We start from the raw sequence: 25,338 nt of genomic DNA on the forward strand, positions 1-25,338 counted from the left end.
TCGAGCGGCGGCGGCCATTCTCCACGGTGAATGTGTGCCCGAGAAGTGAGCAGCACGGCATCGGACACATCCGCGGGGCCGCGCGCTGGCGGCACGGGGCGGACAGGAGCGCCCCGGACCCGGCATGATCTCGGCCGTGATCCGACTCTATGGCCTGCTGTTCGTGCTCGACCTGCTGCTGCTCGTCGTCGCGCTCATCGACTGCGTCTCCGCCGACGAGGGCGAGGTGCGCCACCTGCCCAAGATCGTCTGGGTGCTGCTGATCCTGCTGTTCTCGCCGGTCGGCGCGATCGTCTGGTTCGTGGCCGGGCGGCCCCGGCGGTCCGGCGCCGCGCGGCCGGGGACGTGGCGGCCGGGGGCCGGGTTCCCCGAGGCGCAGCGGCCGCGCCGGCCCGTCGCGCCGGACGACGACCCGGCCTTCCTCGCCGGCCTCGGCGATCGAGGAGGCGACCGGGACAGCGGCCGGGAGGACCGGGAGCTGCTGTCGCGGTGGGAGGCCGACCTCAAGCGGCGCGAGGAGGAGCTGCGCCGGCGCGAGGGGGAGACCTCCTAGGTCTCGCAGGCGGTGCCGTCGCCGTCGCGGTCGAGTTTGCGGGAGTAGCCGGGGTCGCCGCGGTGCAGCGGGGCGGCGCCGGCGGCGCGGACCTCGGCGCAGTTGGCGTAGGACACCTTGGGCTTCGGCTTGGGTTTCGGCTTCGGCTTGGGGGCCCGGGTCGTGGCCTTGGGCTTCGGCCTGCTGGTCGTGCGCGCCGGCGTGGGCACCACGGACTTCTCGACGGCGGCGGCGGACTGTGCCGCCGCCGCAGTAGCGGGGGCTGAGGTCGTGGGCGGCGCAGACGTGGGCTCCGCAGGGGTGGACGGCGAAGGGGAGGGCGGCGCGGACGCCGGTGCGGCGGCCAGCGGGCGGGCCGCCGGCTCCGCCGTCGCGCCGGCGCCGCGGACGATGGCGACCGCGCCGCCGCAGCACAGCAGGACCGCGGCCGTGGTGAGGCCGACCGCCACGGAGAACTCGGTGCGGCTGAGGCTGGGCAGGGGTCGGGTCATGCGGGCTCCCGGGGAGACAAGTTCCACAGAGGATGCCGTCGAACGGGCGCGGGCGGATGGTGCAGACGCGGTAACGCAGACGCAGCGGTCAGGCGAACAGGTCGGCCACCGCGACCCGGTGCACGTCGGGGTCGGACCACGTCCAGTCGGGGTGGGCGCGGTTGGTGAGCAGCACCAGCACCAGGTCGCGGGCCGGGTCGACGAGCAGGGACGTGCCGGTGAAGCCGGTGTGGCCGAACGTCCCCGGGGCGGCCAGGCGGCCCATGAACCACGGCTGGTCGAGCACCACGCCGAGGCCGTGGGCGGCGGTGCGGCCGGGCCGGTCGGGGTCGACGGCCGGTTTGCCCGCGTTCTGGTCGGTGAGCATCTCGCGGACGATCGGGGCGGACAGCAGGCGGGTGCCGTCGAGGGCGCCGCCGCCGAGCAGGAGCCGGCCGATCGCGGCGACGTCGGCGGCCGTGCCGAACACCCCCGCGTGACCGGCGACGCCGCCGAGGCGGCGGCACACGTCGTCGTGGACGGTGCCGCGCAGCAGCCCGCGCCGGGCGTCCGTGGCGACCAGGCGGTCGCGGTCGCCGACCCAGGTCAGCGGGCGGAACCCGGTGCCGGTCAGGCCGAGCGGTCCGGTGACGTCGTCGCGCAGCGCCGCGTCGAGCGGGCGGCCGGTGACCTTCTCGACGAGCTGGGCCAGCACCATGGGCCCGACGCTGGAGTAGCGGAACGTCGTGCCGGGGACGGCGCCGGGCAGCAGCGGCACCGCCGTGGCCGGGCGGCTGCCGGTGCCGACGGGCAGGCCCGCGGTGTGGGTGAGCAGCATCCGGACCGTCACGGCCCGCTTCCCGAAACCCTTGAGGTACGCCGCGACGGGCGCGTCCAGCTCGACCCGGCCGGCGTCGACCAGCTGCAGGACGAGGATCGCCGTGTACACCTTCGTGAGCGAGGCCAGGTCGAAGACGCTGTCGGCGCGCATCGGCACGCGCTGGGCGGCGGGCAGCTCGCGGGGGCCGGCGGCGTAGCGCAGGGCGTGGCCGACGACCGCGCGGCCGGCCACCTCGCCGCCGCCGCGGACGGCGAGCGCCACCGCGCCCGCGTACCCGGGATGCCGTGGCCGTGGTTCGAGGAAGCGCGCGAGTGCCGGGCGGAGATCGACCCGGGGCGGCGCCGCGGCGGAGGCGGCGGCCGAGGCGGCGGGCGTGGGCGCCGGCGGCGGTGCGGAGCTCGGCGCCGGCGCGGACCGGGGCGGCGGCGGGGCGCCGCAGCCCGCGAGGGCGGCGGCCAGCCCGGCGCCCAGGACGGCCCGGCGGCTCACGGTCACGGCGACGACTATGGCACGTCGGGCCGCGTCGCGGCGTGCAGCAGGTTGCGGATCGCCGTGGTGAGGTCGGCCCGGTTCGCGGCCGTGCCCGGCGCGGGGGCGGTGAGCGCGCCGGCCCCGGCGAGCCGGTCGAACAGCAGGCCGTCGACGGCGGCGACGAAGTGGTCGCCGCGCCGGGCGGGGTCGGGCGCGCCGAGCGCGGCGAGCAGGTCGCGGGCCTGGGCGCGCACGGCGACGCCGTAGTCCAGCACCGGGCGCAGCTCCGGGTGGTGGGTGGCCTCGAGCAGGCAGGCGTAGCGGGCGAGCGTGCGGGTGCGGCCGGTGCTGAGCCAGCGGTCGAGCAGGGCGGCGGCGCCGGCGGCGAGCGCGTCGAGGTCGCCGGGTGCGCCGGTGACGCCCTGGGCGCGCTGGTCGGCGTCGTCGAGGTCGCCGAGGCGCCGCACGACGGCCTCGATGAGGGCCTTGCGGGTGCGGAAGTACGCGGACGCGGTGCCGGCGGGCAGCCCGGCGCGGGCGTCGACGGCGCGGTGGGTGAGCCCGCGCATGCCGGACTCCGCGATCAACGCGATGGCCGCGTCGGTGAGGGAGGCGAACCGCTCGGGTGTCGTGCGTGGCATATGCTTGTTCTACATCCGTAGAAAGGTGGGCGGTATGCGGGCGGTGGTGGTCGGTGGCGGCATCGGCGGGCTCAGCGCGGCGATCGCGCTGCGCCGGGCGGGCTGGGACGACGTGACGGTACTCGAACGCGCACCCGCCTTCGGCGAGGTCGGCGCCGGCATCACGTTGCAGGCCAACGCCCTCGCCGGCCTCGACGCGCTCGGCGTCGGCGCCGCCGTGCGCGGTCGCGGCGGCGTGGACGCACCCGGCGGCACCCGCACCCCCGACGGCCGCTGGCTGGCCCGCATCGACGCCCGCCGCCTCGAAGCCGCCCTCGGCACCAACGCCCTCGGCATCCACCGGGCCGACCTGCACGCCACGCTTCGCGCCGCCCTGCCCGCCGCCGCCCTGCGCCCCGGCAGCCCCGTCACCGACCCCGGCGAGCTCGACGCCGACCTGGTCGTCGGCGCGGACGGCATCGACAGCGTCGTGCGCCGCACCGTGTACCCCGAGGCTCCCGCGCCCGCCTGCGTCGGCACCGCGGCGTGGCGCGGCGTCACCGACGAGCCCTGGCGCGGCGAGCTGACCGTCGCCATCACCTGGGGCCCCGGCACCGAGTTCGGCATCGTGCCGCTCGGCGACGGCCGCGTGTACTGGTTCGCCGCCGTCCTCGCCCCGCCCGGCGCGAAGTACGACGACCACCACGCCGAGGTACGCCGGCGGTTCGGCCACTGGCACCCGCCCGTCGGCGCCCTCATCGACGCCACCAGCACGCTGCTCTACCACGACCTGCGGCACCTGCCCGCGCCGCTGCCCAGCTACGTGCGCGGCCGGGTCGCGCTGCTCGGCGACGCCGCCCACGCCATGACGCCCAACCTCGGCCAGGGCGGCGCCCAGGCCATCGAGGACGCCGTCGTGCTCGGCCAGGTGTGCCGCCCCGGCCGCCCCGTCGCCGAGGCCCTCGCCGAGTACGACGCCCGCCGCCGCCCCCGCTCCCAGGCCGTGGCGGCCGCCTCGTACCGGATCGGCCGGTTCGGCCAGCAGCTGCGCAACCCGCTCGCCGTCGCCGCCCGCAACGCCGCCGTCCGGCTCACCCCGTCGTCGGTGGCGCTGCGGTCCATGGCCCGGTACGCCGACTGGCGGCCCTGACCCCGCCGTGACCCGGCCCTGGCGCGGGCCCGGTGATCTCCGTGCCACGATGTACGGCATGGGTCCGGTCGCGTTCGTGCTGGGCGGCGGCGGAGTCCTCGGCGCCGTCGAGGTCGGCATGCTGCGCGCCCTGTTCCGCGCCGGCTACCGCCCCGACCTGGTGCTCGGCACCTCCATCGGGGCGGTGAACGGCGCCCTCGTCGCCGCCGACCCCACCGAGGCCGCCACCGACCGGCTCCTGCGGCTGTGGACCTCGCCCGAGGCCGCCGCCGTGTACGGCGACTCCATCGCCCGGCAGATGCGCCGGTTCGCGGCCCGCACCCACCTGCACTCGCCGCTCCCGCTGCGCTCCCTGCTCGCCCGCGAACTCGGCGACGCCGCCACGTTCGCCGACCTCAAGGTGCCGTTCCGCTGCTGCGCCGCCAGCATCGAACGCGCCGCCGAGCACTGGTTCACCGACGGCCCGCTCGTCGACGCGGTGCTGGCGTCCGCGTCCGTGCCCGGCCTGCTGCCGCCCGCCCTGATCGGCGGCGAGCACTTCGTCGACGGCGGCATCGTCAACTCCATCCCCGTCGGCGAGGCCGTCCAGCTCGGCGCCCGCGAGGTGTTCGTGCTCCAGGTCGGCCGCATCGAACGCCCGCTCGTCCCGCCGAAGCGCCCGTGGGAGGTCGCCCAGGTCGCGTTCGAGATCGCCCGCCGGCACCGGTTCGCCCGCGAGATCGCCGCCCTGCCCGCCGACGTGCGCGTGCACGTGCTGCCCACCGGCGGCGGCGAGGCCCGCGACGACACGCCGTGGGCGTACCGCGACATGGCCGCCGTCGGCCGCCGGATCAGTCGCGCCTACACCGCCACCCGGCGCTACCTGAACGAGATCGAGCGATGATCCCCCCGGTGTGGCTGCGCCGCCTCGTCATCGCCCCGCTCGTCGTGCTGCTCGCGCTCGTCGTCGTCACCACGCTGCCGGTGTGGCTGCTCGCCGCCCTGTTCGCCACCGCGTTCGTGCCCGGCCGGCTCAGGCTGCCCCGCCTCGTCTGGCTGGTCGTCGTCTACCTGGTGTGGGACGCCGCCGCTATCGTGTCGCTGTTCGTCCTGTGGGTGGCGTCCGGCTTCGGGTGGAAGATCCGCACCGCCGGCTTCCAGCGCGCCCACTACGTGCTGGTCGGCGCGTTCCTGCGGGCCCTGTTCTGGCAGGCCCGCTGGGCGCTGCACCTCGACATCGACGTCGTCGGCACCGACCCCGACACCGCCCTGCCGGGCCGCCCCGAGATCGTCGTCAGCCGCCACGCCGGCCCCGGCGACTCGTTCATCCTCATCCACGCCCTGGTCAACTGGTTCCAGCGCGAACCGCGCATCGTCCTCAAGTGGACCCTGCAGTGGGACCCGGCCGTCGACGTCATGCTCAACCGGCTGCCCAACCGCTTCATCGCGCCCGGCCACACCCCCGGCCAGACCATCGAGGACGAGATCTACGGCCTCGTCACCGGCCTCGACCACAACGACGCCTTCGTGATCTTCCCCGAGGGCGGCAACTTCACCCCGAGCCGCCGCGTCCGCGCCATCGAACGCCTCCGCTCCCGCGGCCTCGCCGACATGGCCGTCCGCGCCGAACAGCTCCAGCACGTCCTCGCCCCCAAACCCGGCGGCCTCCTCCAAGCCCTCGACGCCGCCCCCGACGCCGGCGTCATCTTCGTCGCCCACACCGGCCTCGACCGCATGCTCACCGCCGCCGACCTGTGGCGCGAACTGCCCATGGACAAGCGGATCATCATGCGTTTCTGGTCCGTCGACCCCGAGGACGTCCCGGCCGGGGAGGACGAGCGCATCGCCTGGCTGTACGACTGGTGGGCGCGCATCGACGCCTGGATCGAGGAGAACCGCCCCCGCTAGCGTGGACCCGTGAAACCGATCGTCATCGTCACCACCACCGTGAACGACCGCACCACCGCCGACCGCCTCGCCGCCAACGCCGTCGCCGTCCGCCTCGCCGCCTGCGCCCAGGTGTCCGGCCCGCTGACCAGCACGTACCACTGGCGCGGCGACGTCGAATCGGCCGTCGAACACCAGGTGACCTTCAAGACGGCCGAGGACCGCGCCGACGCGCTGGTCGCCCACCTGGTGGAGGCGCACCCGTACGAGGTGCCGGAGGTCGTGGTGGTCCCGGCGACGGGCGGCAACGCGGCGTACGCCTCCTGGGTGTTCGAGGAGACCCGAGCCGAGCGGTGACCGTGTCCGGCGTCCGCCGCGTCGTCGGGTGGCGTCGCAGTGCTACATCGGAAGGGTGACGAATCCGCTTCTTCCTTACATTCCGCTTTTCACGACCGCAGGCGCGCTCGCGGGCGTGATCTTCACACTGGTCTGGAACGGCCGCCGGGAGCGCCGGAACCTTCGCATCGCGCGGACAGACGAGTATCGCCGCGAGACGCGGGTGGCCATCGCCGAACTGCTCGCGGCGGCGGCCCACTTCCAGACCTCGGCAACGACCATGGGACATGTCTCCAACTGGACCGGACAGGGGTTCGAGCGGGCCACAGCCCTCAAGGACGAGCTGGAGCGGTGCCGACTCGAGCTGAGGACGAAGGTCGGCATCGCGCTTCTCCTCGTGCAGGCCGACGAGATCCGCGATGGAGTATTCGACATGGATCGGCACTTTCGCGGCGCGTGCGATGGCATCCACCGGCTGGCAGAGGCCTTCTGGGGCACATCCCCTGAGGACATCGCCCCTGCCGAGCGGGACACGGCCACCGCGCTGGAAGCCTTCGCGGAGGCGGTGTTCCGGGTGCACGAACGGTCGATCCGGTGCCTCAGACCGACCGTTTTCGAGGAGGCCGTGGTGCGGTGACGGTCCGCGCGTCCGGGCGTTCGGTGCGGATCGGGTCGCCGCGGACCAGGTCGTCGTGCAGGCGCCAGCGGGCCGTCGTCGCCGATCGGGTCGCCGCTTCGGCGTGGTCCGCGAGGCGGCGGCGGAGCAGGTCGAGGGCCAGGCGGCGGTTGAGGGTGAACTGGCGTTCCGTGTCGACGACCACGACCGTGCCCGACGGGCGGTGGGTGGCGCGGGCCGCGGTGCTGGCCTTATTGCGGTGCTGGCCGCCCGGGCCGCCCGTGCGGCAGCCCACCACGTCGACGTCGGCCTCGGCGAAGGCGGGGACGACGGCGGGGGCGGCGGGCACGGGCCGGGCCGTCACGTACCAGTTCTTGCGGGCGTGGCCCGGCCGGTACGGGCTCGGGGCCTGCCAACACAGCGTGCCCGTCCAGGCGGCGGCGAGCTCCGCGGCGCCGGCGCCGGCGATGCGGACCACCACCGAGCGGTACGTGCCCGGCCGGTCGCCGGGGACGGCGGAGACGCGGCGGGTGCGCAGGGAGTGGCGGGCGGCGGCCGACTCCAGGCGGGTGGCGAGGCGGGCGACCGCCCAGGCGCACTCCTGCGGGCCGCGGCCGGCGGACAGCAGGAGGTCGGTGGTGGTCACGGCCGGCCCCGGCGGCGGCGCGGGCCCTGGTCGGCGGTCTTGTAGGTGACCAGCGGGACCGTCGTCGCGACCGGGGTGGCCAGGCCGTGGGCGGTCAGGTCGCCGATCACCTGCTCGATGCGTTTGTACGCCGTCGGCGCCTCCTCGAACAGCAGCTGCCGGTCGCCGCACACCACCAGGGAGCCGACCGGTGTGCGGCGCAGTTCCTCGACGGTGTGCTTGGCCTTGCCGCGGCGCAGCGCGTCGGCGCGGGACATCTTGCGGCCGGCGCCGTGCGCGACGGAGTGGCCCGCGTCCGCGCCGGCGTGGGCCGCGACCAGGTACGACGGGGTGCCGCGGGTGCCGGCGACGAGCACGTCGCGGCCGTCGCCGGGGGCGGCGCCCTTGCGGTGCAGGTAGGCGCCGTCGCGGATCTCGACGAGGTTGTGGCACTCGTCGACGACCGGCTCGGTGGGTTCGGCGCCCAGGGCGTGGGCGACCCGGGCGGCCATCAGGCGCCGGTTGAGCCGGCCCCAGCGCACGGCGGCGTCGTGCCGGGCCAGGTAGGCGGCCGGGTCGGGGGCGGGGCCCGCGCCGTGCACCTCGGTGTGGGCGCGCAGGATGCGCTCGCCGAGGCCGCGGGAGCCGCTGTGCACGACCAGCACCGGGTCGCCCGCGGCGAGGCCGAGGCGTCCGGCGTGCGCGGGCTCGAACACGGTGCCGACGCGGGCCAGCTCGACGAAGTGGTTGCCGCGGCCGACGGTGCCGAGGCCGTCGAGGTGGCCGAGCGGCACGTCGCCGCCGATCGCGTCCCAGGCGGGGTCGCCGGGCTCCGGCGGTACGTCGAGGTCGGGGAACCGGGCGGCGAGCCGTTCCGGCACGACCCGCTTGAGGCGGATCGGGAACACGGCGATGCCGCAGCCGATGTCGGAGCCCACCAGGAACGGGTACAGCACGGCCGACGTCATCGCGGCGCCGATCGGGGCGCCCTTGCCGGGGTGCAGGTCGGGCATGGCGGCGACGTGCAGCATGCCGTCGAGCGCGGCCACCTGGTGGCACTGGTCGACGGCGGCGGACTCGATCCAGCTGGACGGGGAGGCGAACACGGTGACGGTCGCCGAGAGGTGCTGAGACAAGGACGTTCTCTCCGCTGAAGGGCAGGGTGGACGGCAGGGGTGTGGGGTGCGGTCCGTCAGAACGTCATGGGTCAACCCTCGCGGAGCCCGGCGGCGCGGGCAACCGGATTTCAGGCGTCGAGCAGCTCCACCGTCACCCGCACCGTGTCGCCGGCGTCGACGCGCTCGGCGGTGCGCACGGCCCGCTTGACGGGCAGCACGTAGGTGTCGCGGGCGCTGTCGGGGAAGATCGACGTGGTCCACGTGCTGCGACCGAGGCTCGCGCGCACCCGCACCGAGCCGAAGCCGCGGCGCAGCCCGGCGGTGCGGGCGCGGATCTCGGCCGACGCCTCGGCGGGCAGGCTCACGAAGGTCCAGGTCTCGTCGCGGCGGGCGTCCCACACCCACAGCTCGGCGTCGAAGTCCACGTCCACCGGCGCAGCATGGCACGCGGGTCCGACACTTCAGAACAGGGTCGTGGGTTCCGGCTCGGGCAGCGGGGCCAGGCCGGGCACCCGGGCGCGCACCTCGTCGTGGAAGCGGCGGGCCAGCGGCGGGGCGTCCGCGTTGTTGGGGGTGTGGATGAACACGGTGGGGGAGCGGCCCTCGCGCAGCCACCCGGCGGTCACGTCGACCCAGTGCCGCCAGCCGCCGACCGTCTCGGCGGGGGCGTCGCGGCCGAGGTAGCGGACGATCGGCCGGTCGGTGAGGGCGTGCGAGCGGCGCGGCAGCCGCGGCTTCTTCGTCCAGGCGTCGCGCTCGGCGTCGCTGGTGGGCGGGGTCCGGAAGAACGCGGTGGTGTCGAACGGCACCCACTCGGCGCCCGCGGCGGCCAGGGCGTCCTCCAGCGGCGCCGGGTCGGCGAAGAACCCCGGGTGGCGCACCTCCACGGCGTACCGGTGGTCGCCGGGCAGGTCGCGCAGGAACGCGGCGAGCGTCGCCGTGTCCGCCGGGGCGAACGAGCCCGGCAGCTGGATCCACAGCGCGTGGGTCCGCTCGCCGAGCGGCTCGATCGCGTGCAGGAACGCCCGCAGCTCCGCGCCGGCGCCGGTCAGGCGGCGCTCGTGGGTGATCGTCCGCGGCAGCTTCAGCACGAACCGGAACGCGGCGTCGGTCTGATCCGCCCACGACGCGACGGTGTCCCGTGCCGGGGTGGCGTAGAAGGTGGTGTTGCCCTCCACCGCGTTGCACCAGCCCGCGTACGCCCGCAGGCGCTCGTGCGGCGGCGCGGGGATGCGGGCCTGCCACGCCCGGTGGGTCCACATGGCACAGCCGACGTGCAGTCGCATGCGGCGTCAGGCGCGCTCGAGCACCACCACCGGGATCTCCCGGTCGGTCTTCGTCTGGTACTGGTCGTAGTCGGGCCAGACCTCGGTCATCGTCGCCCACATCTCCGGCTTCTCCGCCGGCGTCGCCACCCGGGCCCGGGCGCGGAACCGGTCGCCCTTGATCTGCACCTCGACGTCCGGGTCGGCCTGCAGGTTGACGAACCAGGCCGGCGGCGCGTCCGCCCCGCCCTTGGAGGCCACGACGAGGTACGCGTCGCCGTGCTCGCGGTAGATCAGCGCGTGCGACCGCTGCTCGCCGGACCGGCGGCCGGTGGTGAACAGGATCAGGATCGTCGTCCCGTTGCGCCAGTGGTAGCCGTCCTCGCCGTCCGTCTCCAGGTAGCGGGCGACGTGCGCGGGACCGTGCAGGTCGGTGGCAGCAGTCATGGTTCCGACCCTACGCCGCGCATCCGCCACGCGTCGGTGACGAGCTCGGTGAGGCGGTCGACGTCCACCGCGGCCAGCCGCAGCATGACCAGCGGCCAGCCCTCGTAGCCGGGGGCGGTGAAGAACAGGTCGGGCTCGCCGAGCAGCAGCGCCTGCTTCTCCGCCTCGTCGCCGACGAACAGCACGGCGACGTCGGTGCGGATCCGGCGCGGCCGGCCGGGCAGGCGTTCCGGGTACGACCAGACGAAGCCCTTGCCGGCGACCCGGAAGTCGAAGCCGTCGCTGTCGACCTCGACCACGCCGGGCAGCGACAGGGCGAGGCGGCGGACGTCGTCTGCGTCAGCCACCCCGCCCTCCTCGCATGGGTGGGAGATTAGCCGCCCAGGGTCTTGTACAGGCTCTCCGGGGCCTCGACGATCTCGGCGGCGGTCGGCTTCGCGGCCGTGACCGGGGTGCCGTAGTCGGTGTAGAGGACCTCGAGCGGCTGCACCGGCCGGCCGTTCAGGGCGGGCAGGTCGAGGGTCAGCTCGGACAGGCGGCCCTGGTCGTCCACGCCGGCGCGGAACGGGATGGCCGAGGCGGCCTGGCCGTAGCCGTCGATCATGACCTTGTCGACGCCCGCGACGCCGGCGGCCTTGGTCAGGTCGAGGGTGCCGGCGTACGAGCCGGGGCCGGTCGAGCGGACGTCCGTGGTGGACGACAGCAGCTCGGCCGTGTTGGTCGGGTCGATGCGGCCGGGCACCAGGCCGACGTTGGCGCCCTCGGGCAGCCGGGCGACGTCGACGTGCACCCACTTGCCGGCCTCGGTGACTCCGGGCACCTTCACGTACAGGTCCTGGTCGGCCAGCAGCGCCTCGACGGTGATGTCGGCGCCGCCGGCGGTGTAGCGGGCGTTGCTGGTGCCGACGCCGCCCGGGGCGTCGACCCGGCTGGTGATGGTGAGGGCCGGGCCGGACGTCACGGTGACCTTGAAGGGGGTGGTGCCGAGCTTGGCGGCGGCGTCGCCCAGGGCGGCGGCCGCGGCCGGGTCGGCGGGGGCGCCGGAGCTGGCGCCCGGCGATGGCGACACCGACACCGACGGTGACGCGCCGGGCGGCGTGGCGTCGCCGGAGCACCCCGCGACCCCGAACGCGACGGCGGTGAGCAGGCCGAGGCCCGTTCCGGTCAGGCGGCGGTCGAGCATCAGGTCCTCCCGGTCCCGGCCGCCCGGCGGGGTCCGGGCGGGCGATGGGCCGAGTGTGCCCGGTCCGCCGGAATGGCAAACCGGGCACCGCGCGTCAGGCGTTGAGCAGGCCCGCGAGCTCCTTCGGCGGCTCGGTGACCTGGGCCGCCGGCGGCTTGTTGACGGAGACCTTCGTGCCGAAGTCCGAGTACGTCGTCGTCATGGTGCCCGCGGTGGGGGCGAGCGCCGACATGTCGACGGTCATCTCGACCAGGCGGCCCGAGTCGTCGACCTTCGCCGTGAACGGCACGGTGTTCGACTTGGCGCCGAGCGCCTTGAGGCTGTCCTTGTTGAGGCTGGGCGCCTTCGTGATGTCGATGACGCCGGTGTAGGTGTCGCCCTGCTTGGCGACCTGGGTGACGGCCTTCGCCAGCGCCTGCGCGCCGGTCGGGTCGTCCTTCGGCATGACGGCGAAGTTGCTGCCCGCCTTCAGGTCGGACGCGTCCAGGTGCATCCACTTCTTGCCCATGACGTTGGCCAGGCCGCCGGTGAAGCGCAGGTACATGTCGTCGCCGAGCTTGCGGATGGCGATCTCGGTGCCCTCGCCGGCCCCGGCCATCGTCATGGTCATCTGGGCGACGCCCTCCTGCGGGTCCATGACCCCGGTGGAGGTGAGTCCGCCGCCCATCGTCATCTCGACCCGGACCGTGTCCTCGGCGAGCTTCGCGGCCGCGGCGGTCAGCTCCTTGGCGGCGGCCGCGTCGGTCGCCCCGGCGGTGGCCGCCCCGGTCGGCGCCGGCTTGCCGGCGTCGTCGGACGGTGCGGTCTGGCAGGCGCCCAGGCCGAGGGCGGTGGCCAGGGCGAGACCGGTGACGGCCAGGCGTCGCTTCATGAAGTCGTCCTCCCGTGGGGGTGGCCGCGGCGAGGGGACCGCGGCGGGATCGGCGACCCACGGTAGCGGCAAGGGGCGACAACGCCGAGCCGCGCCCCGCACGCACTAAGGTTGGAGCCATGGCAGAGCTGCTGGACGCCGACTCCGTGAAGAATGCCGTCGCCGTGCTCGACGGCTGGGAGGGCGGGCCGGACGCGATCGTGCGCACCGTCGGCCTGCAGAGTTTCCCGGTCGCGATCGCCGTCGTCGACCGGGTCGCCGTGGTCGCCGAGGAGATGAACCACCACCCCGACATCGACATCCGGTGGCGGACGCTGACGTTCCGCTGCGCCACGCACTCCGCGGGCGGGGTCACCACGCGTGACATCGCCCTGGCGAACCGCATCGACCGGATCGTGGCGGACGCCTCCTGACCTCCCCATCGCCCGGGCGAACCGGCATGATGACCGGGGGGCCACGCACGCAGGGGGGTATGAGGTGAGATTCGAGGTCAGCAAGGTCCTCGACGCCATCGAGGCCAGGCTGTCGACCGACCCGGCGCTGGCCCGGGCCGTCGTCGACCTGGCCGAGGTCGTCCGCTACGCGGACCTGGACGGCGGCCGGCCCGCCAACATGCTGCGGCTCGGCCTCGTGGTCGACGCGCTGGGCCGCCTCGTCGCCGAGGAGAACGCCCCGGTCTACGTGGTGGCGCCGCGCCCGCTGCTGTCCGACGCCGACCTCACCTCCAACGAGCGCATGGTGGTGCGCCGGTGGGCCGACGACGGGCTCGTCGAGGTCGTCCCCACCGACAGCGAGGAGCGCGCCCTCGAGGTCGCCGAGCTGCTCGGCCTGCCCGTGCTGACCCGGTCGCGCTGCGACGCGTACCGGGACCGGCACCCGTGGGTCGGCGAGTCCGGCCGGCTGTGGGCGCCCGTCGCGGGCCAGGGCGGCCCGGTGCTGGTGCCGCAGGCCGGCAAGGCGCAGCTGCCCGCCACGAGCGAACCGTCGGCCGTCGGCGCCCGCCTGCTCGCCCGCATCTGGCGCTGCCCCGAGACCAACTGCGCGTCGTTCGGCGCGGCGGGGGACTCGGACAGCCCGTTCGCCGACATGCGCCGCTTCACCAACCCGGTGGCGCAGCCGCCGCCGTCGCTGCGCACGGGCGCCCCGTCGTGCCCGCGGCACGAGACCCGGCTGAAGGACGCGGGCGAGCGGCCCGCCGTCGAGGTGCTGTCGGTGCGCATCGGCGGGGTCGTCCGCAAGCGCTTCGTGGTGGCCGCCGGCTCGCCGGTCATGGTCGGCCGCGCCCCCGAGAACGGCGGCGTGATGCTCGGCCAGTGGCTCACCGAGGACGCCCGGAAGTGGATCAGCCGCAGCCACGTCCGGTTCGAGCTGCGCGGCGCCGAGCTGATCGCCCAGGACGTCAGCACGAACGGCACGGGCCTGCGCCCGGGCGGCTCGATGGACGACGACGAGCGCGTCAGCATGGCCCGCGAGGAGTCCCGGGTGCTGGCCGACGCCGACGTGGTCGAGCTGTACGGCGGCGTGCTGGTGGGGCGCTCGCGGCTGTGGTCGTCCGGCGGCAACGCCGACCCGCACTCCGTCATGGCCGAGGCGCCGACCATCTCGATGCAGCAGTTCAACCGGCGCTGATCTTTTCCGGCGGGCACCGGCGAGATCGGCGCCGGACCGGACAGGTTCAGGGGGCAGCACACCCCCGACCGTCCGGAGGCGGCATGACCGAGGAGCGGTTCCGCGAGTTCTTCGCGGCGCACTTCGCCGACGTGTGGCGGTTCGCCCGCCGGCGCACCGAGTCCGACGCCGAGGCCGACGACATCGCCGCGGAGGCGTTCGCGGTGGCCTGGCGGCGGCGCGCCGACGTGCCCGCCGACGCGGCGCGGCTGTGGCTGTTCGGCGTGGCCCGGCACGTGCTGGCCAACCACCGGCGGCAGGCCGAGCGGGGGCGCCGCCTGCATCTGCGGCTGGCCACCGTCGACGCGCCCGCCGCCGCGTACGCCGACGTCCCGCCGTCGGAGCAGGCGGTGTGGGCGGCGCTCGCCGCGCTGGCGGACGACGACCGGGAGCTGCTGCTCCTGCGCGCGTGGGACGGCCTCGCCGTCGCCGACATCGCCGTGGTCCTCGGCATCACCGCCGCCAACGTCTCCTCCCGGCTGCACAAGGCCAAGGCGCGGCTGCGCCGCGAACTCGACCGGCGAGATCCGGGGCCCGGCGGACAGGTACCGGATGCATCCCACGCGAGGAAGGAGCAGCGCCCGTGACGGCCTTCGACGACGACGACCGCGAGCTGGACCTGCTGCGCGGGCTCGATCCCGCACTCCGCGACGCGCCGCCGGCGCCGGGATCGGCCCGTTACGACGCCGTTCTGGAGAGAGCCATGACGCAGCAGACGATCAGCCCCGCCCCCGCCCCCGGGCGCACCGCCCGCACCCCGAAGCGGCGGTGGCGCGGCTGGGCCGCCGCCACCGGCGTCGCGGCCGCCGTGGTGGCGGGCGCCGTCGCCGTCGCCGTGCTCGGCGGCCCGGCCCCGTCGGCGTCCGCCGCGGTGCTGCAGGCCGCCGACCGGACCGGGGCGGTGACGTCGCTGCGGTTCGCCAGCCGGATCGTGGACTCCCCGGCGGGCTTCGCCGCCACGGGCGAGGTCGCGGGCGCCGACTACCGGATCGTGCGGACGGGGGAGGGCGTCACGTCGACGACCACCGTCGTCGGCGACGACGTGTGGGAGACCGGCCCGGACGGCGCCGTCACCCGCGGAAAGGTGGAGGAGGGCGACCGCCTGGCACCGTTCGGCCGGTCGGCCGCCAACCTGGTGCGGGCCGTGGCCGGCGACGGCGACGTCACGGAGGTCGGCACCGAGCGGCTGCGCGGGGTGGAGACCACCCACTACCGCCTGACGGTGCCGGAGCGCACCAGCGCGGCGCAGGAGGCCCACCCGCTGTCGGCGCTGCCCGCGGCCGAGCTGATGTGGTTCGACCTGGAGGGCGTGGACTCCTTCGGCACCCTGACGCTGGACGTGTGGGTGGCCGGCGACCTGATCCACCAGCTGTCGGCCGGCGTCGCCGGCCAGTCCACGCACGTCGTCGAGTTCCACGACTTCGGGGCGGCGATCACCGTCACCCCGCCCGCCGGACGCTGAGGGAGGCGGCCGGGCGGTGCGCCCGGCCGCCCGTCCGTCCCGTCAGCGGGCCTCGCGCAGCACCGCGGCGAGCTGCTCCAGCGCCCAGTCGAGGTCGCCCTCGGTCACCACCAGCGGCGGCGCCAGCCGGATCGTCGAGCCGTGGGTGTCCTTGGCGAGCACCCCGCGCTCGGCGAGCCGCTCGCACGCCTGCCGGCCCGTCATCAGGGCCGGGTCGATGTCCACGCCCGCCCACAGGCCGCGCCCGCGCACCGCCACGACGCCCTGCCCGACCAGCGCGCCCAGCCCGGCGTGCAGGTGCGCGCCGAGGGCGGCCGAGCGCCGCTGGAACTCGCCGGTGGCCAGCAGCTTCACCACCTCGGTGCCGACCGCGCAGGCCAGCGGGTTGCCGCCGAACGTGGAGCCGTGCTCGCCCGGCTTCAGCACGCCGAGCACCTCGCGCCGGGCGGCCACCGCCGACACCGGCACGATGCCGCCGCCCAGCGCCTTGCCGAGCACGTACATGTCGGGCACGACGCCCTCGTGCTCCACGGCGAACGTGCGGCCGGTGCGGCCCAGCCCGGACTGGATCTCGTCGGCGATGAACAGGGTGTTCCGCTCGTCGCACAGCCGCCGCACCCCCGCCAGGTAGCCGGCGGGCGGCACCAGCACCCCCGCCTCGCCCTGGATGGGCTCCAGCAGGACCGCCACGGTGGTGTCGTCCACGGCCGCCGCGAGCGCGTCCAGGTCGCCGTAGGGCACGGTCACGAACCCGGGGGTGTACGGGCCGAAGTCGTCGCGCGCGTCCGGGTCGGTGGAGAAGCTGACGATGGTCGTCGTGCGGCCGTGGAAGTTGTTCTCCGCCACCACGATCGTCGCCCGGCCGTCCGGGACGCCCTTGACCCGGTAGCCCCACTTGCGGGCCACCTTGATGGCGGTCTCGACGGCCTCGGCGCCGGTGTTCATCGGCAGCACCAGGTCGGTGCCGCACAGCTCGGCCAGGCCGCGGCAGAAGTCGGCGAACTGGTCGTGCACGAACGCCCGGCTGGTCAGCGTGATCCGGTCGAGCTGGGCGTGCGCCGCCTCGATCAGCCGCGGGTGCCGGTGGCCGAAGTTCAGCGCCGAGTAGCCGGCCAGGCAGTCCAGGTAGCGGCGGCCGTCGACGTCGGTGACCCAGGCGCCGTCGCCGTCGGCGATGACCACGGGCAGCGGGTGGTAGTTGTGCGCGGTCCACCGCTCGGCGTCCGCGAGCGCGGCCGGGGTGCGGAGCATGTCGACGCTGGTCACGGACGAACCTCCAGGGTGCAGCACTTCGGGCCGCCGCCGGCCTTGCGCAGCTCGGACATGTCGACCCCGACGGTGGTGTAGCCGCGCGCCTCCAGCGCGGCCGTCAGGTCGGTGGCCTGGACGGGCAGCACGACGTGCTCGCCGTCGCTGACCGCGTTGAGGCCCAGCACCGCCGCGTCGGCGGGCGTGGCGAGCACGGCGTTCGGGAACAGCCGCCGCAGCACGGCCCGGCTGCCCGGCGAGAACGCCTCCGGCAGGTACGCGACCGTCTCGGCGTCGAGCACGCACAGCGCGGTGTCGAGGTGGTAGTACGCGGGGTCGACCAGCTGCAGGCTCACCGTCGGCCGGCCGAACACCTCCTGCACCTGGGTGTGCGCGGCGTGCACGGTGCGGAAGCCGTACCCGGCCAGCATGACGTCGCCGGCGAGCAGCAGGTCGCCCTCGCCCTCGTTGGTGTGCTTGGCCTCGTGCACGCGGAAGCCGGCGCGCTCGAACCACGACCGGTACGCGGGCGCCTCGTCGGCGCGCTCCGGGTCGCGGAACTGCACGGCCAGCACGTCGCCGTCGAGGACGGTGGCGCCGTTGGCGGCGAACACCATGTCGGGCAGCCCGGGCACCGGCTCGATCTCGTCGACCGTGTGACCCAGGTCCCGGTACACCTGGCGCAGCCGGGTCCACTGGGCGATCGCCAGCTCCGTGTCGTACGGCGCGGTCGGGTCCATCCACGGATTGATCCGGTAGTCGACGGCGAAGTACGTCGGCCGGCACATGAGATAGCGGCGCTGGGTCATGACGCCCACGCTAGGCGTAGCGGTGCTGCGCGCGGCAGGAACGGACATTGCGCGTACCGGCTGATCGTTGCGCGGTCGGCGGGCGCGGCGGTGATCTGTTGCGCACACGCCTGAGGGGCGGCGAACCGCCGCCCCTCACTGTCGCGTTGTGCCGCGTGCCGGCGCACCGCCGGGGTTCCGGGGCGGACCGGCTCGTGGCCGGCCCGGTTCCGGATGCGGGTCCGGTGCATCACCGGCCCATTGATGTTCTTCCCACTAGAAGATCGAGTTAAACCGGGTGTCGAGCCACTCGCGCAGGTTCGTCACCGCGGGGGTGTCCATGGTCAGCCAGGACACCGAGTCGGTGAGGACGAACACGCCGAGGACGACGGCGCCGAGGCCCAGCACGAGGCCGATCAGCGCGTCGGTCTTGCCGGCGACGTGCCGGCGGCCGGTGGCCGAGATGCCCGCGATCGCCAGGACCAGCGCCAGGGCACCCAGGCCCACGCCGTATCCGGCCAGGGTGCCGGTCAGCACCAGCAGCGCGGCGGCGACGCCCGTGATCAGGCTCAGCGTGGCCAGCAGGCTGGCCCGCGGGCGCGGCCCGGCGGGCGCCGGCGGCGCGGTGCGCACACCCGCGCGCTCGGGAGAGTCGGTGGTGGGGGTGGTGTCGGGCCGGGTCTCGGCCCGGGTCTCGGCCCGGTCCGCCTTGGCCTCGGCCCGGTCGGCCGCGCGCTCGGCGCGCTCCGCGTCCTTGACGGCGGACGCGTGGATCCGGTCGGTCACGGTGGTGTCGGACGCCGCTCTGCCGCTGACGCCGCGGTCGTCGTTCGTCTCACGAAGTCGCACGTCGGAACCTCCTCTGCGGTGCGCGGGGCCGCCGGGGCAGCCCCGCGCCGGGGGACAACGTCATTCATGTACCCCGATGCCGCGGAGGCGACACGCTGCTAGCGACCGGCCCCGATCAGGCGGGCGTCCGCGGCGCTGCCGACCACGTGGTCGATGAGGCCGTACGCCTTCGCCTCCTGCGCCGTGAACCAGCGGTCGCGGTCGGAGTCGCGCTCGATCTCCTCCGGCGTGTGGCCGGTGTGGAAGGCGATCCGCTCGTTCATCGTCTGCTTGATGTGCAGCATGCTCTCGGCCTGGATGGCGATGTCGGCCGCGGTGCCGCCGATGCCGCCGGAGAGCTGGTGCATCATCACCCGGGCGTGCGGCAGCGCGTACCGCTTGCCGGGTGTGCCGGCGCAGAGCGGGAACTGGCCCATCGAGGCCGCCATGCCCAGCGCGATCGTGGCCACGTCGTTCTTGACGTACTGCATGGTGTCGTAGACCGCCATGCCCGCGCTGATGGAGCCGCCCGGCGAGTTGATGTAGAGGGCGATGTCGCGCTCGCTGTCGGCCGAGGCCAGCAGCAGGATCTGGGCGCAGATCCGGTTCGTGACCTCGTCGTTGACCTCGCTGCCGAGGAAGATGATCCGCTCGCGCAGGAGGCGCTCGAACACCTGGTCGTCGAAACCGTTCGAGCCGTTGCCGCGCATCGTGTGGTCGTTGCCGCTCATCGGCCCAGCTTGTCATCCCGGCCCGGCGGGCTGCGACTTTTACTCTCTCGGCGCAACGGGCGTGCCGCCGGATACCGGCGGCGCGCCGCACCGGTGCTGCGATAGCGTCTGCGCGTCGGGCCTAGCGTCTCCCGGGTCGGAGTGGACCCGCGCGCGGCCGGCACCCGAGGGGGCAACCGATGAGCGATTCCAGCACCGATCCCGGCACCGAACCCGCCGCCGAGCCGGCCGACGCCGCGGAGGGGCAGCCCGAGGAGTTCGCCAACCGGGCGGCCCGCCGGGCGGCCAAGGGCAAGGCCGGCGCGAAGCCGCAGGAGCAGTTCCGCAAGGGCCAGGTGCCGACCGGCCGGGGCGCGGTGCAGAGCCCCCGCCAGTACGGCACCCGCCGCAGCGGCTGACCCCGCTGCTCACACCCGGGCGGCGGCCCGCTTCGCCAGCTCGACCAGGTACGTGTCGACGCCCGGCGCGGGGGGCCTGCCGCCCGGCAGGAACGTGATGTCGACGGCGACGCCGCCCGCGCGGAACGCGATCATGGTGCGCGCGTCGGTCCACGCCTCGTCGCCGACGCCCGGAACCTTCGTGAAGCCCTTGTCCCGCACGATCGGCATGATCATCTCCCGCCAGTAGGTGGGCGCGTCGCCGTCGGGCGTGACGTGCACGCTGATTGCGTGGTTGTCCGGCCCGTCGGCGTGCGCCACGCCGGTGCCGAAGTCGTACTGCCGGACCGACACCCCGCCGAGGTACGCCTCCGCGATGTAGTCCACCTCGCCGCGCACCTGGGCGCCGGTGACCTCCTCGACGTCCCGCACGGTGACCACGGCCCCGGGCGGGTCCGCCGGGTCGGGCTGCGCGGCGGGCGCGGCGGTGGCCGTGGTCGCGGCCGGCGACGCGGTCGCCGCCGGGGTCTGCTCGCCGCCCCCGCACCCGGTCAGGGCGGCCAGCGCCGCGATCGTCAGGACGGTGGCGGGTCGGCGCATGCGGGCTCTCCTCGGTCGCGGGCGTTCCGCTGATCAACGACGGCCCCGCCGGCCGCGTCGCGCCACCGGCTACCGTTGCGGACCGTGCCTGAAGGTCACACCGTCCACCGCCTCGCCGCCCGCCACCGCTGTCTGTTCGCCGGCCACCGCGTCGCCGTCGGCAGCCCGCAGGGGCGCTTCGCCGACGGCGCCGCCCTGCTCGACGGGCGGCTGCTCGTCGAGACCGAGGCCGTCGGCAAGCACCTGCTGCACCACTACGAGGACGACCGCACCCTGCACATCCACCTCGGGCTGTACGGCAAGTTCGCCGACGGGACCGGGTCGCTGCCCGCCCCGCGCGGCCTGCTGCGGCTCACCGTCACCGGCAACGGGCGGTGGCTGGAGCTGCGCGGGCCCACCGCGTGCGAGGTGTTCGACCCGGCGCAGGTGGCCGCGCTGCGGGCCCGGCTCGGCCCCGACCCGCTGCGCGACGACGCCGACCCGGACGCCGCCTTCGCCGCGATCAGCCGCAGCGAGCGCGCGCTGTTCGGCCTGCTCATGGACCAGTCCGTGGTGGCCGGCAGCGGCCTGATCTACACCACCGAGGTGCTGTTCCGCGCCGGGCTCGCCCCCACCACGCCCGGCCGCGCCCTCACCCGCGCGGCGTGGCAGGAGCTGTGGGACGACCTGCGCGCCCTCATGAAGGAGGGCGTCGCCCGGGGCCGCATCGACACCGTGCACGTCGCGCACACCCCCGGGGCGATGCGCCGGGCGCCGCGCGTCGACCGGCACGGCGGCGAGGTGTACGTGTACCGGCGGGCCGGGCAGCCGTGCCTGGTCTGCGGCGCCGAGGTGGCCCGGGGCGCGCTGGCGGCCCGCAACCTGTACTGGTGCCCGCGCTGTCAGGGCAGCGCGATCAGCTCGTAACGCTCCTTGAGCACCGGCACCAGCGCCTCGTACGCCCGGATGGTCTGCGGCTGGGCGAAGTCGTGGGACAGGATGATCGAGCCCTTCCGGACGTCCTTCTCCACCGTGGCGATGACCCGCTCACGGTGCTCGTCGTCCGTCTGGCCCTCCTTCTGCTCCCAGTCGCGCGGGTCGACGTCCCAGTAGATGCTGCGCATGCCGAGCGTCCCGGCGACGCTCACCAGGGGGACGGTGAAGTTGCCGCCGGGGGCCCGGAAGTAGGGGATCTTCGCGTCGGGCACGGCAGCGCGGATGGCCTCGTTGGTGTCGAGCAGGTCCTCGATGATCACGGGCGGCGGCTGCTTGCCGAGCACGAAGCTGTGGTCCCAGCTGTGGTTGCACAGCGTGTGGCCCTCGTCGGCGATGCGCCGCACCAGGTCGGGGTGCGCCCGGGCCTGGGTGCCGACCACGCAGAACGTCGCCTTCACCTGCTCCTTCGCCAGCAGGTCCAGCAGGGCCGGGGTCTGCACCGGGTCGGGGCCGTCGTCGAAGGTGAGCGCCACGGCGGCCGTACCGGTGAACTTGAGGCTGCCGGCGGGCCCGAACAGCCGGCTGCCGCGGTCCTGCGGCGGGGTGCTCGGCCCGGCGGGCGGCGTGGACGCCGGCGCGGACGGCTTCGCGGACGGCGCCGCGCTGGGCGGCGCGGGCTCCGGCGCGGCGGCGGCCGGCGGCTTGGCGGGGTCGGCCGGGCGGCTCTTGTCGCCGCCGCGGTCCTTCTCCTTCGCGGCCGGGGCCTTGCCGCCGTCGGCGACCTGCGACGACGAGCTGGTCTCGGTGCGGTCCTGCAGGGCGGCGGGCGGGTCGGCCACCAGCAGGACGGCCACCGCGAGCAGCGCGGCGAGCAGGGCGGGCTGCCGGTACGAGCCGAGCGTGGCGGCGAACCCCGTCGCCCGGTGGGTGCCGCGCGGGTCGGCGGCGCGGCGGCGGGCCGGGGCGGCGGCGGGCGCGCTGTCCTGGAACGCGTGCCAGGTGGCGTCCCGGGGCTTGTGCTCGACGAAGCCGTTGAACGTGCCGGCGGGCGGCGCGGCGGGCGACACCGGCCGGCGCTGCACGGGGACGGGCTGGACGACGCGGGCGGCGGCCTCGCGCAGCCCGCGCGCGACGGCGGTGTCCCGCAGGGCGCGCACGGTGGTGCCCACGTGGGCCCGGGCGGCGGCGGACACGGCGGCCGCAGAGACGGCCGCGGCCGTGAGCGGGCCGGCGGCGGCCGGGGTCGGCGCTGCCCCGGCGCGGTAGGTGGTCGCGGCCGAGCGGTCCGCGGCCGGCCGGCGGTGCCGCCCGGTGCCGGGCACGGTGGCGCTGCCGGTGACGCGCCGGGTCCCGCCGCCGGCAGCGGCGCGGCGGCGGCCGGGGACGCCGCCCACGGCCGGGCGGGGAGACGGCGAAGCCGCCGGTGGCAGACCCGGCGGCGGCTGCGGAAGGTGCTCCGACCAGGGCGGAGTCCAGCCCGGCGCGAACGGCGGCGCCCCGCCGCGGGCGCGCTGTCCCGGCACGGGATTACCCGTGGCCGGGACGCGCTGCGGAGACATCCGTTATGCCTACCCGGAGATCAACGCGATGGCGATACCGCTAACGTGTTCGTTCCATCGCTCTGCGTGGATCATCACCGGGACGGGCGACGCCCGCGGGGATGGGCAAACCGGTATGGCCGGGTGTGCGACAGCGGATTGCGCGCGGCGTGCGGGACGCGAGAGGGTCGGGGCAGTCCCGTGACCGGAGGTGCTTCGTGCCCGTGTCCCGTCCGCTGACCGGTTTCTGCGCCGCCCTGCTGGCCGCCGGTCTGCTCGTCACCCCGGCGGCGGCCGCCCCCGCCGATCCCGGCCGCGCCCCCGCGACCCGCGACCCCGGCAACGGCCCGGAGCGCAACGAGGTCGCCGCCGCCGGCCCGGAAAACGCCGTCCAGGCGCTGACGGCCGGCGCCGAGCGGCGCTGGACGCCGCCGCAGCGCGGCTACCCGCGGCAGACCCGGCTGCGCGAGTACCCGGAGAACCCCGCCGACCGCAGCATCAAGCTCGGGCTCGTCCCGTACCACGGCATCGCGCCGCGGCTCAACGCGCTGCAGGCGGCCTCCGACCGGGTCTCCGCCGAGGTGGTCGGGCAGTCCGCCCTGGGCCGCGACCTCTACCTCGTCACGGTGACCGCCCCCGAGTCCGCGGCGGAGACCCGCCGGCAGGACCGGTGGCGGGCCCGGATCGAGGACGACCCGCGCGCGGCGGCCCGCGACCGCGCCCTGCGGCGCGGCTACAAGGCCCCGGTGTGGATCAACGCGAACATCCACGGCGACGAGTGGGAGGGCACCGACGGCGCGCTGCGCGTCATCGAGCGGCTCGCCACCGCCACCGACCCGGCGACGGCGGCGCTGCTGCGGCGCACCCGCGTCTACATCACCGTCACCAACAACCCCGACGGGCGCATCGCCGGCCAGCGGCCCAACGGCAACGGCTTCGACGTCAACCGCGACCACGCCACCAGCTCGCAGCCCGAGTCGCGGGCGGTGCGCGACGTCGTCATCGCGACGCAGCCCTTCGTCATGCTCGACGAGCACGGCTACACCGGCACCACGCTGCTGGAGCCGGCCACCGCCCCGCACGGCCAGAACTACGAGTACGACCTCTACATCCGGCACGCGCTGCCGAACGCGCTCGGCATGGAGGCCGCGATCCAGCGCCTCGGCCACCCCGAGACGACCCGCGCCGACATCCCGTTCCGCGACTACGCGCCCGGCGACTGGGACGACTGGCCGCCGATCTTCACCCCGATGTACGCCATGTACCACGGCGCCGTCGGCCACACCGTCGAGATCCCGCTGCAGGTCAACCGCGCCGCGTACGACACCCTGCCGGTGGCCGAGCTGCAGCGGCGGGCCCGGGTCAACACCGACGTCGCCGACGCCACCATCACCGCCGCCATCACATACACCGACACCCACCGCGCCGCGCTGCTCGCCGACCAGATCGAGCAGTTCCGCCGCGGCTGGGCCGGCGAGCCGCAGCGGCACATCCCCGACGGCTACGTCGAGGGCTTCGGCCCGGAGGACCGCTACTCCACCGAGTTCCCGCGCGCGTACGTGATCCCGGCCGGCACCCCGGCCGCGGCCCGGCTGGTCGACCACCTCGTCGCCCACGACGTGCGGGTGACGGCGGCGCGCCGGCCGTTCGCGCTGAACGGCCGCCGGTACGCCGCCGGCACGTACGTCGTCGACATGCACCAGCCCAAGCGCGGCCTCGCCAACGTGATGCTGGAGGCGGGCCGCGACATCTCGGAGCTCGTCCCGCAGATGTACGACATCTCCGGCTGGAGCCACCGGCTGCTCTGGGGCGCGGACGTCCACATCAGCCGCCGCGCGCTGCCGCGCGTGCCGCTGACCCCGGTGGCGGTGGCGGCGCCGACCGGCGCGGTCGACGCCCCGCGCCGGGCCGACCTGGCCCTGCGCCTGCGCGACGGCGCCGACGTGCGCGCCGTCAACCACCTGGCCGCGGCCGGGGTGCCGCTGCGCCGCTCCGGCGAGCGCACCGTCGTGGTGCCGCGGGCGCACCGGCGGGCGGCCGCCGACGCGGCGGGCCGCTTCGGGGTGCGGTTCACCGCCGCGCCGCGGGGCGCCACCACACCGTTCACGGCCCCGGTGCTGGCCGCCGCGGTGTCCGCCGACGAGCTGTTCGTGCTGCGCGAGCTGGGCTTCGACGTGCGGCCAGTGTCCACGGCGGTGCTCAACGCCGGGTTCGACTGGACGGGCGTGACCACGCTGATGGTGTCGTCCGGGCTGTCCTACGCCGGGCTGAATCCGGCGGCGAAGGCGGCCCTCGACGCGTTCCTGGCCCGCGGCGGCGTCGTCACCCGCGGCGCCACCGGCGCGACGTTCAACACGGCGGCGGCCCTGCTGCCCGCCACGGCCGTCCGGGGCCGCGCCGACGCGAACGGCGTCGTGCGCACCAGCCGCGGCCCGTCGTTCGTGTACTCGCCGATCTGGTTCACCGGCACCGGCTTCACGGTCGTCGAGCGCTACGGCGCCGACCCGCTGATCGCCGGGCACTGGCGCGAGGACACGCCCGGCGCCGGCGGGCCCGCGCAGGCCGCGAACCAGGCGTCGGTGGTGTCCGGGGTGACCACCCGCGGCGGCCGCGCCGTCCTGTACGGCACCGAACCGCTGTTCCGCGCCCACCCCAAGGGCCTGTTCGCCGACGTCGCCGCGTCGATCTACGCGGTGACCCCGGCCACGGTGGCCGTCACGCCGTAGCGGGAGGCGGCGTCGCGGCGTGCGG

General features: G+C 75.5%; 30 protein-coding genes. 13 read left to right on the forward strand and 17 right to left on the reverse strand.

The features are described 5' to 3' along the window. The first annotated feature begins 136 nt into the window (after window positions 1-136). Window positions 137-553: a PLD nuclease N-terminal domain-containing protein gene (locus tag Sya03_RS02295; RefSeq protein WP_203936444.1), complete on the forward strand. Its 417-nt coding sequence runs from the start codon at window positions 137-139 to the stop codon at window positions 551-553. Here Sya03_RS02295 and Sya03_RS02300 read toward each other — a convergent pair. The 3 genes from Sya03_RS02300 to Sya03_RS02310 form a co-directional block, all read right to left on the reverse strand. Next, on the reverse strand, window positions 550-1,044 hold the full coding sequence (locus tag Sya03_RS02300; RefSeq protein WP_203936445.1) for an excalibur calcium-binding domain-containing protein: 495 nt from the start codon (window positions 1,042-1,044) through the stop codon (window positions 550-552). The two genes, Sya03_RS02295 and Sya03_RS02300, sit on opposite strands and share 4 nt — an antisense overlap. An 88-nt stretch (window positions 1,045-1,132) precedes the next feature. Next, entirely contained in the window at window positions 1,133-2,359 is a 1,227-nt protein-coding gene (locus Sya03_RS02305) for a serine hydrolase domain-containing protein (protein ID WP_203936446.1), read from the reverse strand. An 8-nt stretch (window positions 2,360-2,367) separates the two neighbouring features. After that, window positions 2,368-2,976 carry a TetR/AcrR family transcriptional regulator gene (locus Sya03_RS02310; protein WP_203936447.1) on the reverse strand — a complete coding sequence of 203 codons (609 nt, stop codon included), beginning with the start codon at window positions 2,974-2,976 and terminating at the stop codon, window positions 2,368-2,370. A 34-nt stretch (window positions 2,977-3,010) separates the two neighbouring features. Between Sya03_RS02310 and Sya03_RS02315 the strand changes: the two genes are divergently transcribed. Genes Sya03_RS02315 through Sya03_RS02335 form a run of 5 tightly spaced genes read left to right on the forward strand, consistent with a single transcriptional unit; the run spans window position 3,011 to window position 6,944 of the window. Continuing rightward, window positions 3,011-4,105, forward strand: a complete 1,095-nt coding sequence (locus tag Sya03_RS02315; protein ID WP_203936448.1) for an FAD-dependent oxidoreductase — start codon at window positions 3,011-3,013, stop codon at window positions 4,103-4,105. Window positions 4,106-4,154: 49 nt separating this feature from the next. Continuing rightward, window positions 4,155-4,988: a patatin-like phospholipase family protein gene (locus Sya03_RS02320; protein ID WP_203936449.1), complete on the forward strand. Its 834-nt coding sequence runs from the start codon at window positions 4,155-4,157 to the stop codon at window positions 4,986-4,988. Continuing rightward, window positions 4,985-5,992: a 1-acyl-sn-glycerol-3-phosphate acyltransferase gene (locus tag Sya03_RS02325; RefSeq protein ID WP_203936450.1), complete on the forward strand. Its 1,008-nt coding sequence runs from the start codon at window positions 4,985-4,987 to the stop codon at window positions 5,990-5,992. The genes Sya03_RS02320 and Sya03_RS02325 overlap by 4 nt, the downstream gene beginning before the upstream one ends. Before the next feature lie 9 nt (window positions 5,993-6,001). After that, a complete protein-coding gene (gene cutA, locus Sya03_RS02330; RefSeq protein WP_203936451.1) occupies window positions 6,002-6,328 on the forward strand; it encodes a divalent-cation tolerance protein CutA in 327 nt (108 codons plus the stop codon). Between the two features lie 55 nt (window positions 6,329-6,383). After that, window positions 6,384-6,944 (forward strand): hypothetical protein, encoded by a 561-nt coding sequence (locus Sya03_RS02335; RefSeq protein WP_203936452.1) that lies wholly within the window; start codon window positions 6,384-6,386, stop codon window positions 6,942-6,944. Here the strand turns inward: Sya03_RS02335 and prfH are convergent. From prfH to Sya03_RS31455, 8 genes are all read right to left on the reverse strand, one after another. Beyond that, window positions 6,907-7,569: a peptide chain release factor H gene (prfH, locus tag Sya03_RS02340; RefSeq protein WP_203936453.1), complete on the reverse strand. Its 663-nt coding sequence runs from the start codon at window positions 7,567-7,569 to the stop codon at window positions 6,907-6,909. The two genes, Sya03_RS02335 and prfH, sit on opposite strands and share 38 nt — an antisense overlap. Then, complete coding sequence (locus tag Sya03_RS02345; protein WP_203936454.1) at window positions 7,566-8,684, reverse strand: RNA ligase RtcB family protein; 1,119 nt, start codon at window positions 8,682-8,684, stop codon at window positions 7,566-7,568. Before Sya03_RS02345 ends, prfH begins: the two co-directional genes overlap by 4 nt. Before the next feature lie 110 nt (window positions 8,685-8,794). After that, complete coding sequence (locus Sya03_RS02350; protein ID WP_203936455.1) at window positions 8,795-9,097, reverse strand: DUF1905 domain-containing protein; 303 nt, start codon at window positions 9,095-9,097, stop codon at window positions 8,795-8,797. A gap of 30 nt (window positions 9,098-9,127) precedes the next feature. After that, on the reverse strand, window positions 9,128-9,952 hold the full coding sequence (locus tag Sya03_RS02355; RefSeq protein WP_503167686.1) for a DUF72 domain-containing protein: 825 nt from the start codon (window positions 9,950-9,952) through the stop codon (window positions 9,128-9,130). 6 nt (window positions 9,953-9,958) lie between these two features. Further along, entirely contained in the window at window positions 9,959-10,378 is a 420-nt protein-coding gene (locus Sya03_RS02360; protein WP_203936456.1) for a nitroreductase family deazaflavin-dependent oxidoreductase, read from the reverse strand. Beyond that, window positions 10,375-10,725 (reverse strand): MmcQ/YjbR family DNA-binding protein, encoded by a 351-nt coding sequence (locus tag Sya03_RS02365; protein ID WP_203936457.1) that lies wholly within the window; start codon window positions 10,723-10,725, stop codon window positions 10,375-10,377. The genes Sya03_RS02360 and Sya03_RS02365 overlap by 4 nt, the downstream gene beginning before the upstream one ends. A gap of 26 nt (window positions 10,726-10,751) precedes the next feature. After that, window positions 10,752-11,561 carry a hypothetical protein gene (locus tag Sya03_RS02370; RefSeq protein ID WP_203936458.1) on the reverse strand — a complete coding sequence of 270 codons (810 nt, stop codon included), beginning with the start codon at window positions 11,559-11,561 and terminating at the stop codon, window positions 10,752-10,754. A gap of 94 nt (window positions 11,562-11,655) precedes the next feature. Further along, a complete protein-coding gene (locus tag Sya03_RS31455) occupies window positions 11,656-12,432 on the reverse strand; it encodes an SCO4651 family lipoprotein (protein ID WP_203936459.1) in 777 nt (258 codons plus the stop codon). Between the two features lie 119 nt (window positions 12,433-12,551). Here Sya03_RS31455 and Sya03_RS02380 point away from each other — a divergent pair, with 119 nt between their 5' ends. The 4 genes from Sya03_RS02380 (at window position 12,552) to Sya03_RS02395 (ending at window position 15,562) form a co-directional block, all read left to right on the forward strand. Then, window positions 12,552-12,845 carry a 4a-hydroxytetrahydrobiopterin dehydratase gene (locus tag Sya03_RS02380; protein WP_203936460.1) on the forward strand — a complete coding sequence of 98 codons (294 nt, stop codon included), beginning with the start codon at window positions 12,552-12,554 and terminating at the stop codon, window positions 12,843-12,845. A gap of 64 nt (window positions 12,846-12,909) precedes the next feature. Next, the gene (locus tag Sya03_RS02385; RefSeq protein ID WP_203936461.1) at window positions 12,910-14,061 is read left to right on the forward strand and encodes an FHA domain-containing protein; all 1,152 of its coding nucleotides are present in this window, start codon (window positions 12,910-12,912) and stop codon (window positions 14,059-14,061) included. Between the two features lie 83 nt (window positions 14,062-14,144). Next, on the forward strand, window positions 14,145-14,687 hold the full coding sequence (locus Sya03_RS02390; protein ID WP_203936462.1) for an RNA polymerase sigma factor: 543 nt from the start codon (window positions 14,145-14,147) through the stop codon (window positions 14,685-14,687). Beyond that, window positions 14,684-15,562, forward strand: a complete 879-nt coding sequence (locus Sya03_RS02395) for a LolA-like protein (protein ID WP_203936463.1) — start codon at window positions 14,684-14,686, stop codon at window positions 15,560-15,562. Before Sya03_RS02390 ends, Sya03_RS02395 begins: the two co-directional genes overlap by 4 nt. A 42-nt stretch (window positions 15,563-15,604) precedes the next feature. On the opposite strand, the gene rocD is transcribed toward Sya03_RS02395, so the two are convergent. The 4 genes from rocD to Sya03_RS02415 form a co-directional block, all read right to left on the reverse strand. Continuing rightward, entirely contained in the window at window positions 15,605-16,813 is a 1,209-nt protein-coding gene (gene rocD, locus Sya03_RS02400; RefSeq protein ID WP_203936683.1) for an ornithine--oxo-acid transaminase, read from the reverse strand. Window positions 16,814-16,824: 11 nt separating this feature from the next. Beyond that, window positions 16,825-17,667, reverse strand: coding sequence for a dimethylargininase (ddaH, locus tag Sya03_RS02405; RefSeq protein ID WP_343949346.1), 843 nt, complete (start codon window positions 17,665-17,667; stop codon window positions 16,825-16,827). A gap of 207 nt (window positions 17,668-17,874) precedes the next feature. Continuing rightward, a complete protein-coding gene (locus tag Sya03_RS02410) occupies window positions 17,875-18,447 on the reverse strand; it encodes a hypothetical protein (protein WP_203936465.1) in 573 nt (190 codons plus the stop codon). 98 nt (window positions 18,448-18,545) lie between these two features. Beyond that, complete coding sequence (locus Sya03_RS02415; RefSeq protein ID WP_203936466.1) at window positions 18,546-19,157, reverse strand: ATP-dependent Clp protease proteolytic subunit; 612 nt, start codon at window positions 19,155-19,157, stop codon at window positions 18,546-18,548. A gap of 179 nt (window positions 19,158-19,336) precedes the next feature. On the opposite strand from Sya03_RS02415, the gene Sya03_RS02420 reads away from it, so the two are divergent. After that, a complete protein-coding gene (locus Sya03_RS02420) occupies window positions 19,337-19,555 on the forward strand; it encodes a hypothetical protein (protein ID WP_203936467.1) in 219 nt (72 codons plus the stop codon). 9 nt (window positions 19,556-19,564) lie between these two features. Here the strand turns inward: Sya03_RS02420 and Sya03_RS02425 are convergent, their stop codons facing one another. After that, window positions 19,565-20,134 (reverse strand): hypothetical protein, encoded by a 570-nt coding sequence (locus Sya03_RS02425; protein ID WP_203936468.1) that lies wholly within the window; start codon window positions 20,132-20,134, stop codon window positions 19,565-19,567. A gap of 84 nt (window positions 20,135-20,218) precedes the next feature. Here Sya03_RS02425 and Sya03_RS02430 point away from each other — a divergent pair, with 84 nt between their 5' ends. Next, entirely contained in the window at window positions 20,219-21,040 is an 822-nt protein-coding gene (locus Sya03_RS02430; protein WP_203936469.1) for an Fpg/Nei family DNA glycosylase, read from the forward strand. Here the strand turns inward: Sya03_RS02430 and Sya03_RS02435 are convergent. Continuing rightward, entirely contained in the window at window positions 21,016-22,443 is a 1,428-nt protein-coding gene (locus Sya03_RS02435) for a polysaccharide deacetylase family protein (RefSeq protein WP_239107068.1), read from the reverse strand. The genes Sya03_RS02430 and Sya03_RS02435 overlap by 25 nt on opposite strands. A 368-nt stretch (window positions 22,444-22,811) precedes the next feature. Here Sya03_RS02435 and Sya03_RS02440 point away from each other — a divergent pair, with 368 nt between their 5' ends. Next, window positions 22,812-25,313, forward strand: a complete 2,502-nt coding sequence (locus tag Sya03_RS02440; RefSeq protein WP_239107069.1) for a M14 family zinc carboxypeptidase — start codon at window positions 22,812-22,814, stop codon at window positions 25,311-25,313. Window positions 25,314-25,338: the final 25 nt, after the last annotated feature.

The sequence above is a fragment of the Spirilliplanes yamanashiensis genome (assembly GCF_016863475.1).
Lineage (GTDB): Bacteria > Actinomycetota > Actinomycetes > Mycobacteriales > Micromonosporaceae > Spirilliplanes > Spirilliplanes yamanashiensis.

What these genes read in the sequence shown, in the direction of transcription:
- Sya03_RS02360 (WP_203936456.1), bottom strand. Translation starts at nt 10,378, where the DNA reads ATGACTGCTGCCACCGACCTGCACGGTCCCGCGCACGTCGCCCGCTAC.
- Sya03_RS02415 (WP_203936466.1), bottom strand. Translation starts at nt 19,157, where the DNA reads ATGAGCGGCAACGACCACACGATGCGCGGCAACGGCTCGAACGGTTTC.
- Sya03_RS02310 (WP_203936447.1), bottom strand. Translation starts at nt 2,976, where the DNA reads ATGCCACGCACGACACCCGAGCGGTTCGCCTCCCTCACCGACGCGGCC.
- Sya03_RS02390 (WP_203936462.1), top strand. Translation starts at nt 14,145, where the DNA reads ATGACCGAGGAGCGGTTCCGCGAGTTCTTCGCGGCGCACTTCGCCGAC.
- Sya03_RS02320 (WP_203936449.1), top strand. Translation starts at nt 4,155, where the DNA reads ATGTACGGCATGGGTCCGGTCGCGTTCGTGCTGGGCGGCGGCGGAGTC.
- Sya03_RS02420 (WP_203936467.1), top strand. Translation starts at nt 19,337, where the DNA reads ATGAGCGATTCCAGCACCGATCCCGGCACCGAACCCGCCGCCGAGCCG.
- ddaH (WP_343949346.1), bottom strand. Translation starts at nt 17,667, where the DNA reads ATGTCCGTTCCTGCCGCGCGCAGCACCGCTACGCCTAGCGTGGGCGTC.
- Sya03_RS31455 (WP_203936459.1), bottom strand. Translation starts at nt 12,432, where the DNA reads ATGAAGCGACGCCTGGCCGTCACCGGTCTCGCCCTGGCCACCGCCCTC.
- Sya03_RS02325 (WP_203936450.1), top strand. Translation starts at nt 4,985, where the DNA reads ATGATCCCCCCGGTGTGGCTGCGCCGCCTCGTCATCGCCCCGCTCGTC.
- Sya03_RS02355 (WP_503167686.1), bottom strand. Translation starts at nt 9,952, where the DNA reads ATGCGACTGCACGTCGGCTGTGCCATGTGGACCCACCGGGCGTGGCAG.
- Sya03_RS02300 (WP_203936445.1), bottom strand. Translation starts at nt 1,044, where the DNA reads ATGACCCGACCCCTGCCCAGCCTCAGCCGCACCGAGTTCTCCGTGGCG.
- Sya03_RS02380 (WP_203936460.1), top strand. Translation starts at nt 12,552, where the DNA reads ATGGCAGAGCTGCTGGACGCCGACTCCGTGAAGAATGCCGTCGCCGTG.
- Sya03_RS02315 (WP_203936448.1), top strand. Translation starts at nt 3,011, where the DNA reads ATGCGGGCGGTGGTGGTCGGTGGCGGCATCGGCGGGCTCAGCGCGGCG.
- rocD (WP_203936683.1), bottom strand. Translation starts at nt 16,813, where the DNA reads ATGCTCCGCACCCCGGCCGCGCTCGCGGACGCCGAGCGGTGGACCGCG.
- Sya03_RS02425 (WP_203936468.1), bottom strand. Translation starts at nt 20,134, where the DNA reads ATGCGCCGACCCGCCACCGTCCTGACGATCGCGGCGCTGGCCGCCCTG.
- Sya03_RS02370 (WP_203936458.1), bottom strand. Translation starts at nt 11,561, where the DNA reads ATGCTCGACCGCCGCCTGACCGGAACGGGCCTCGGCCTGCTCACCGCC.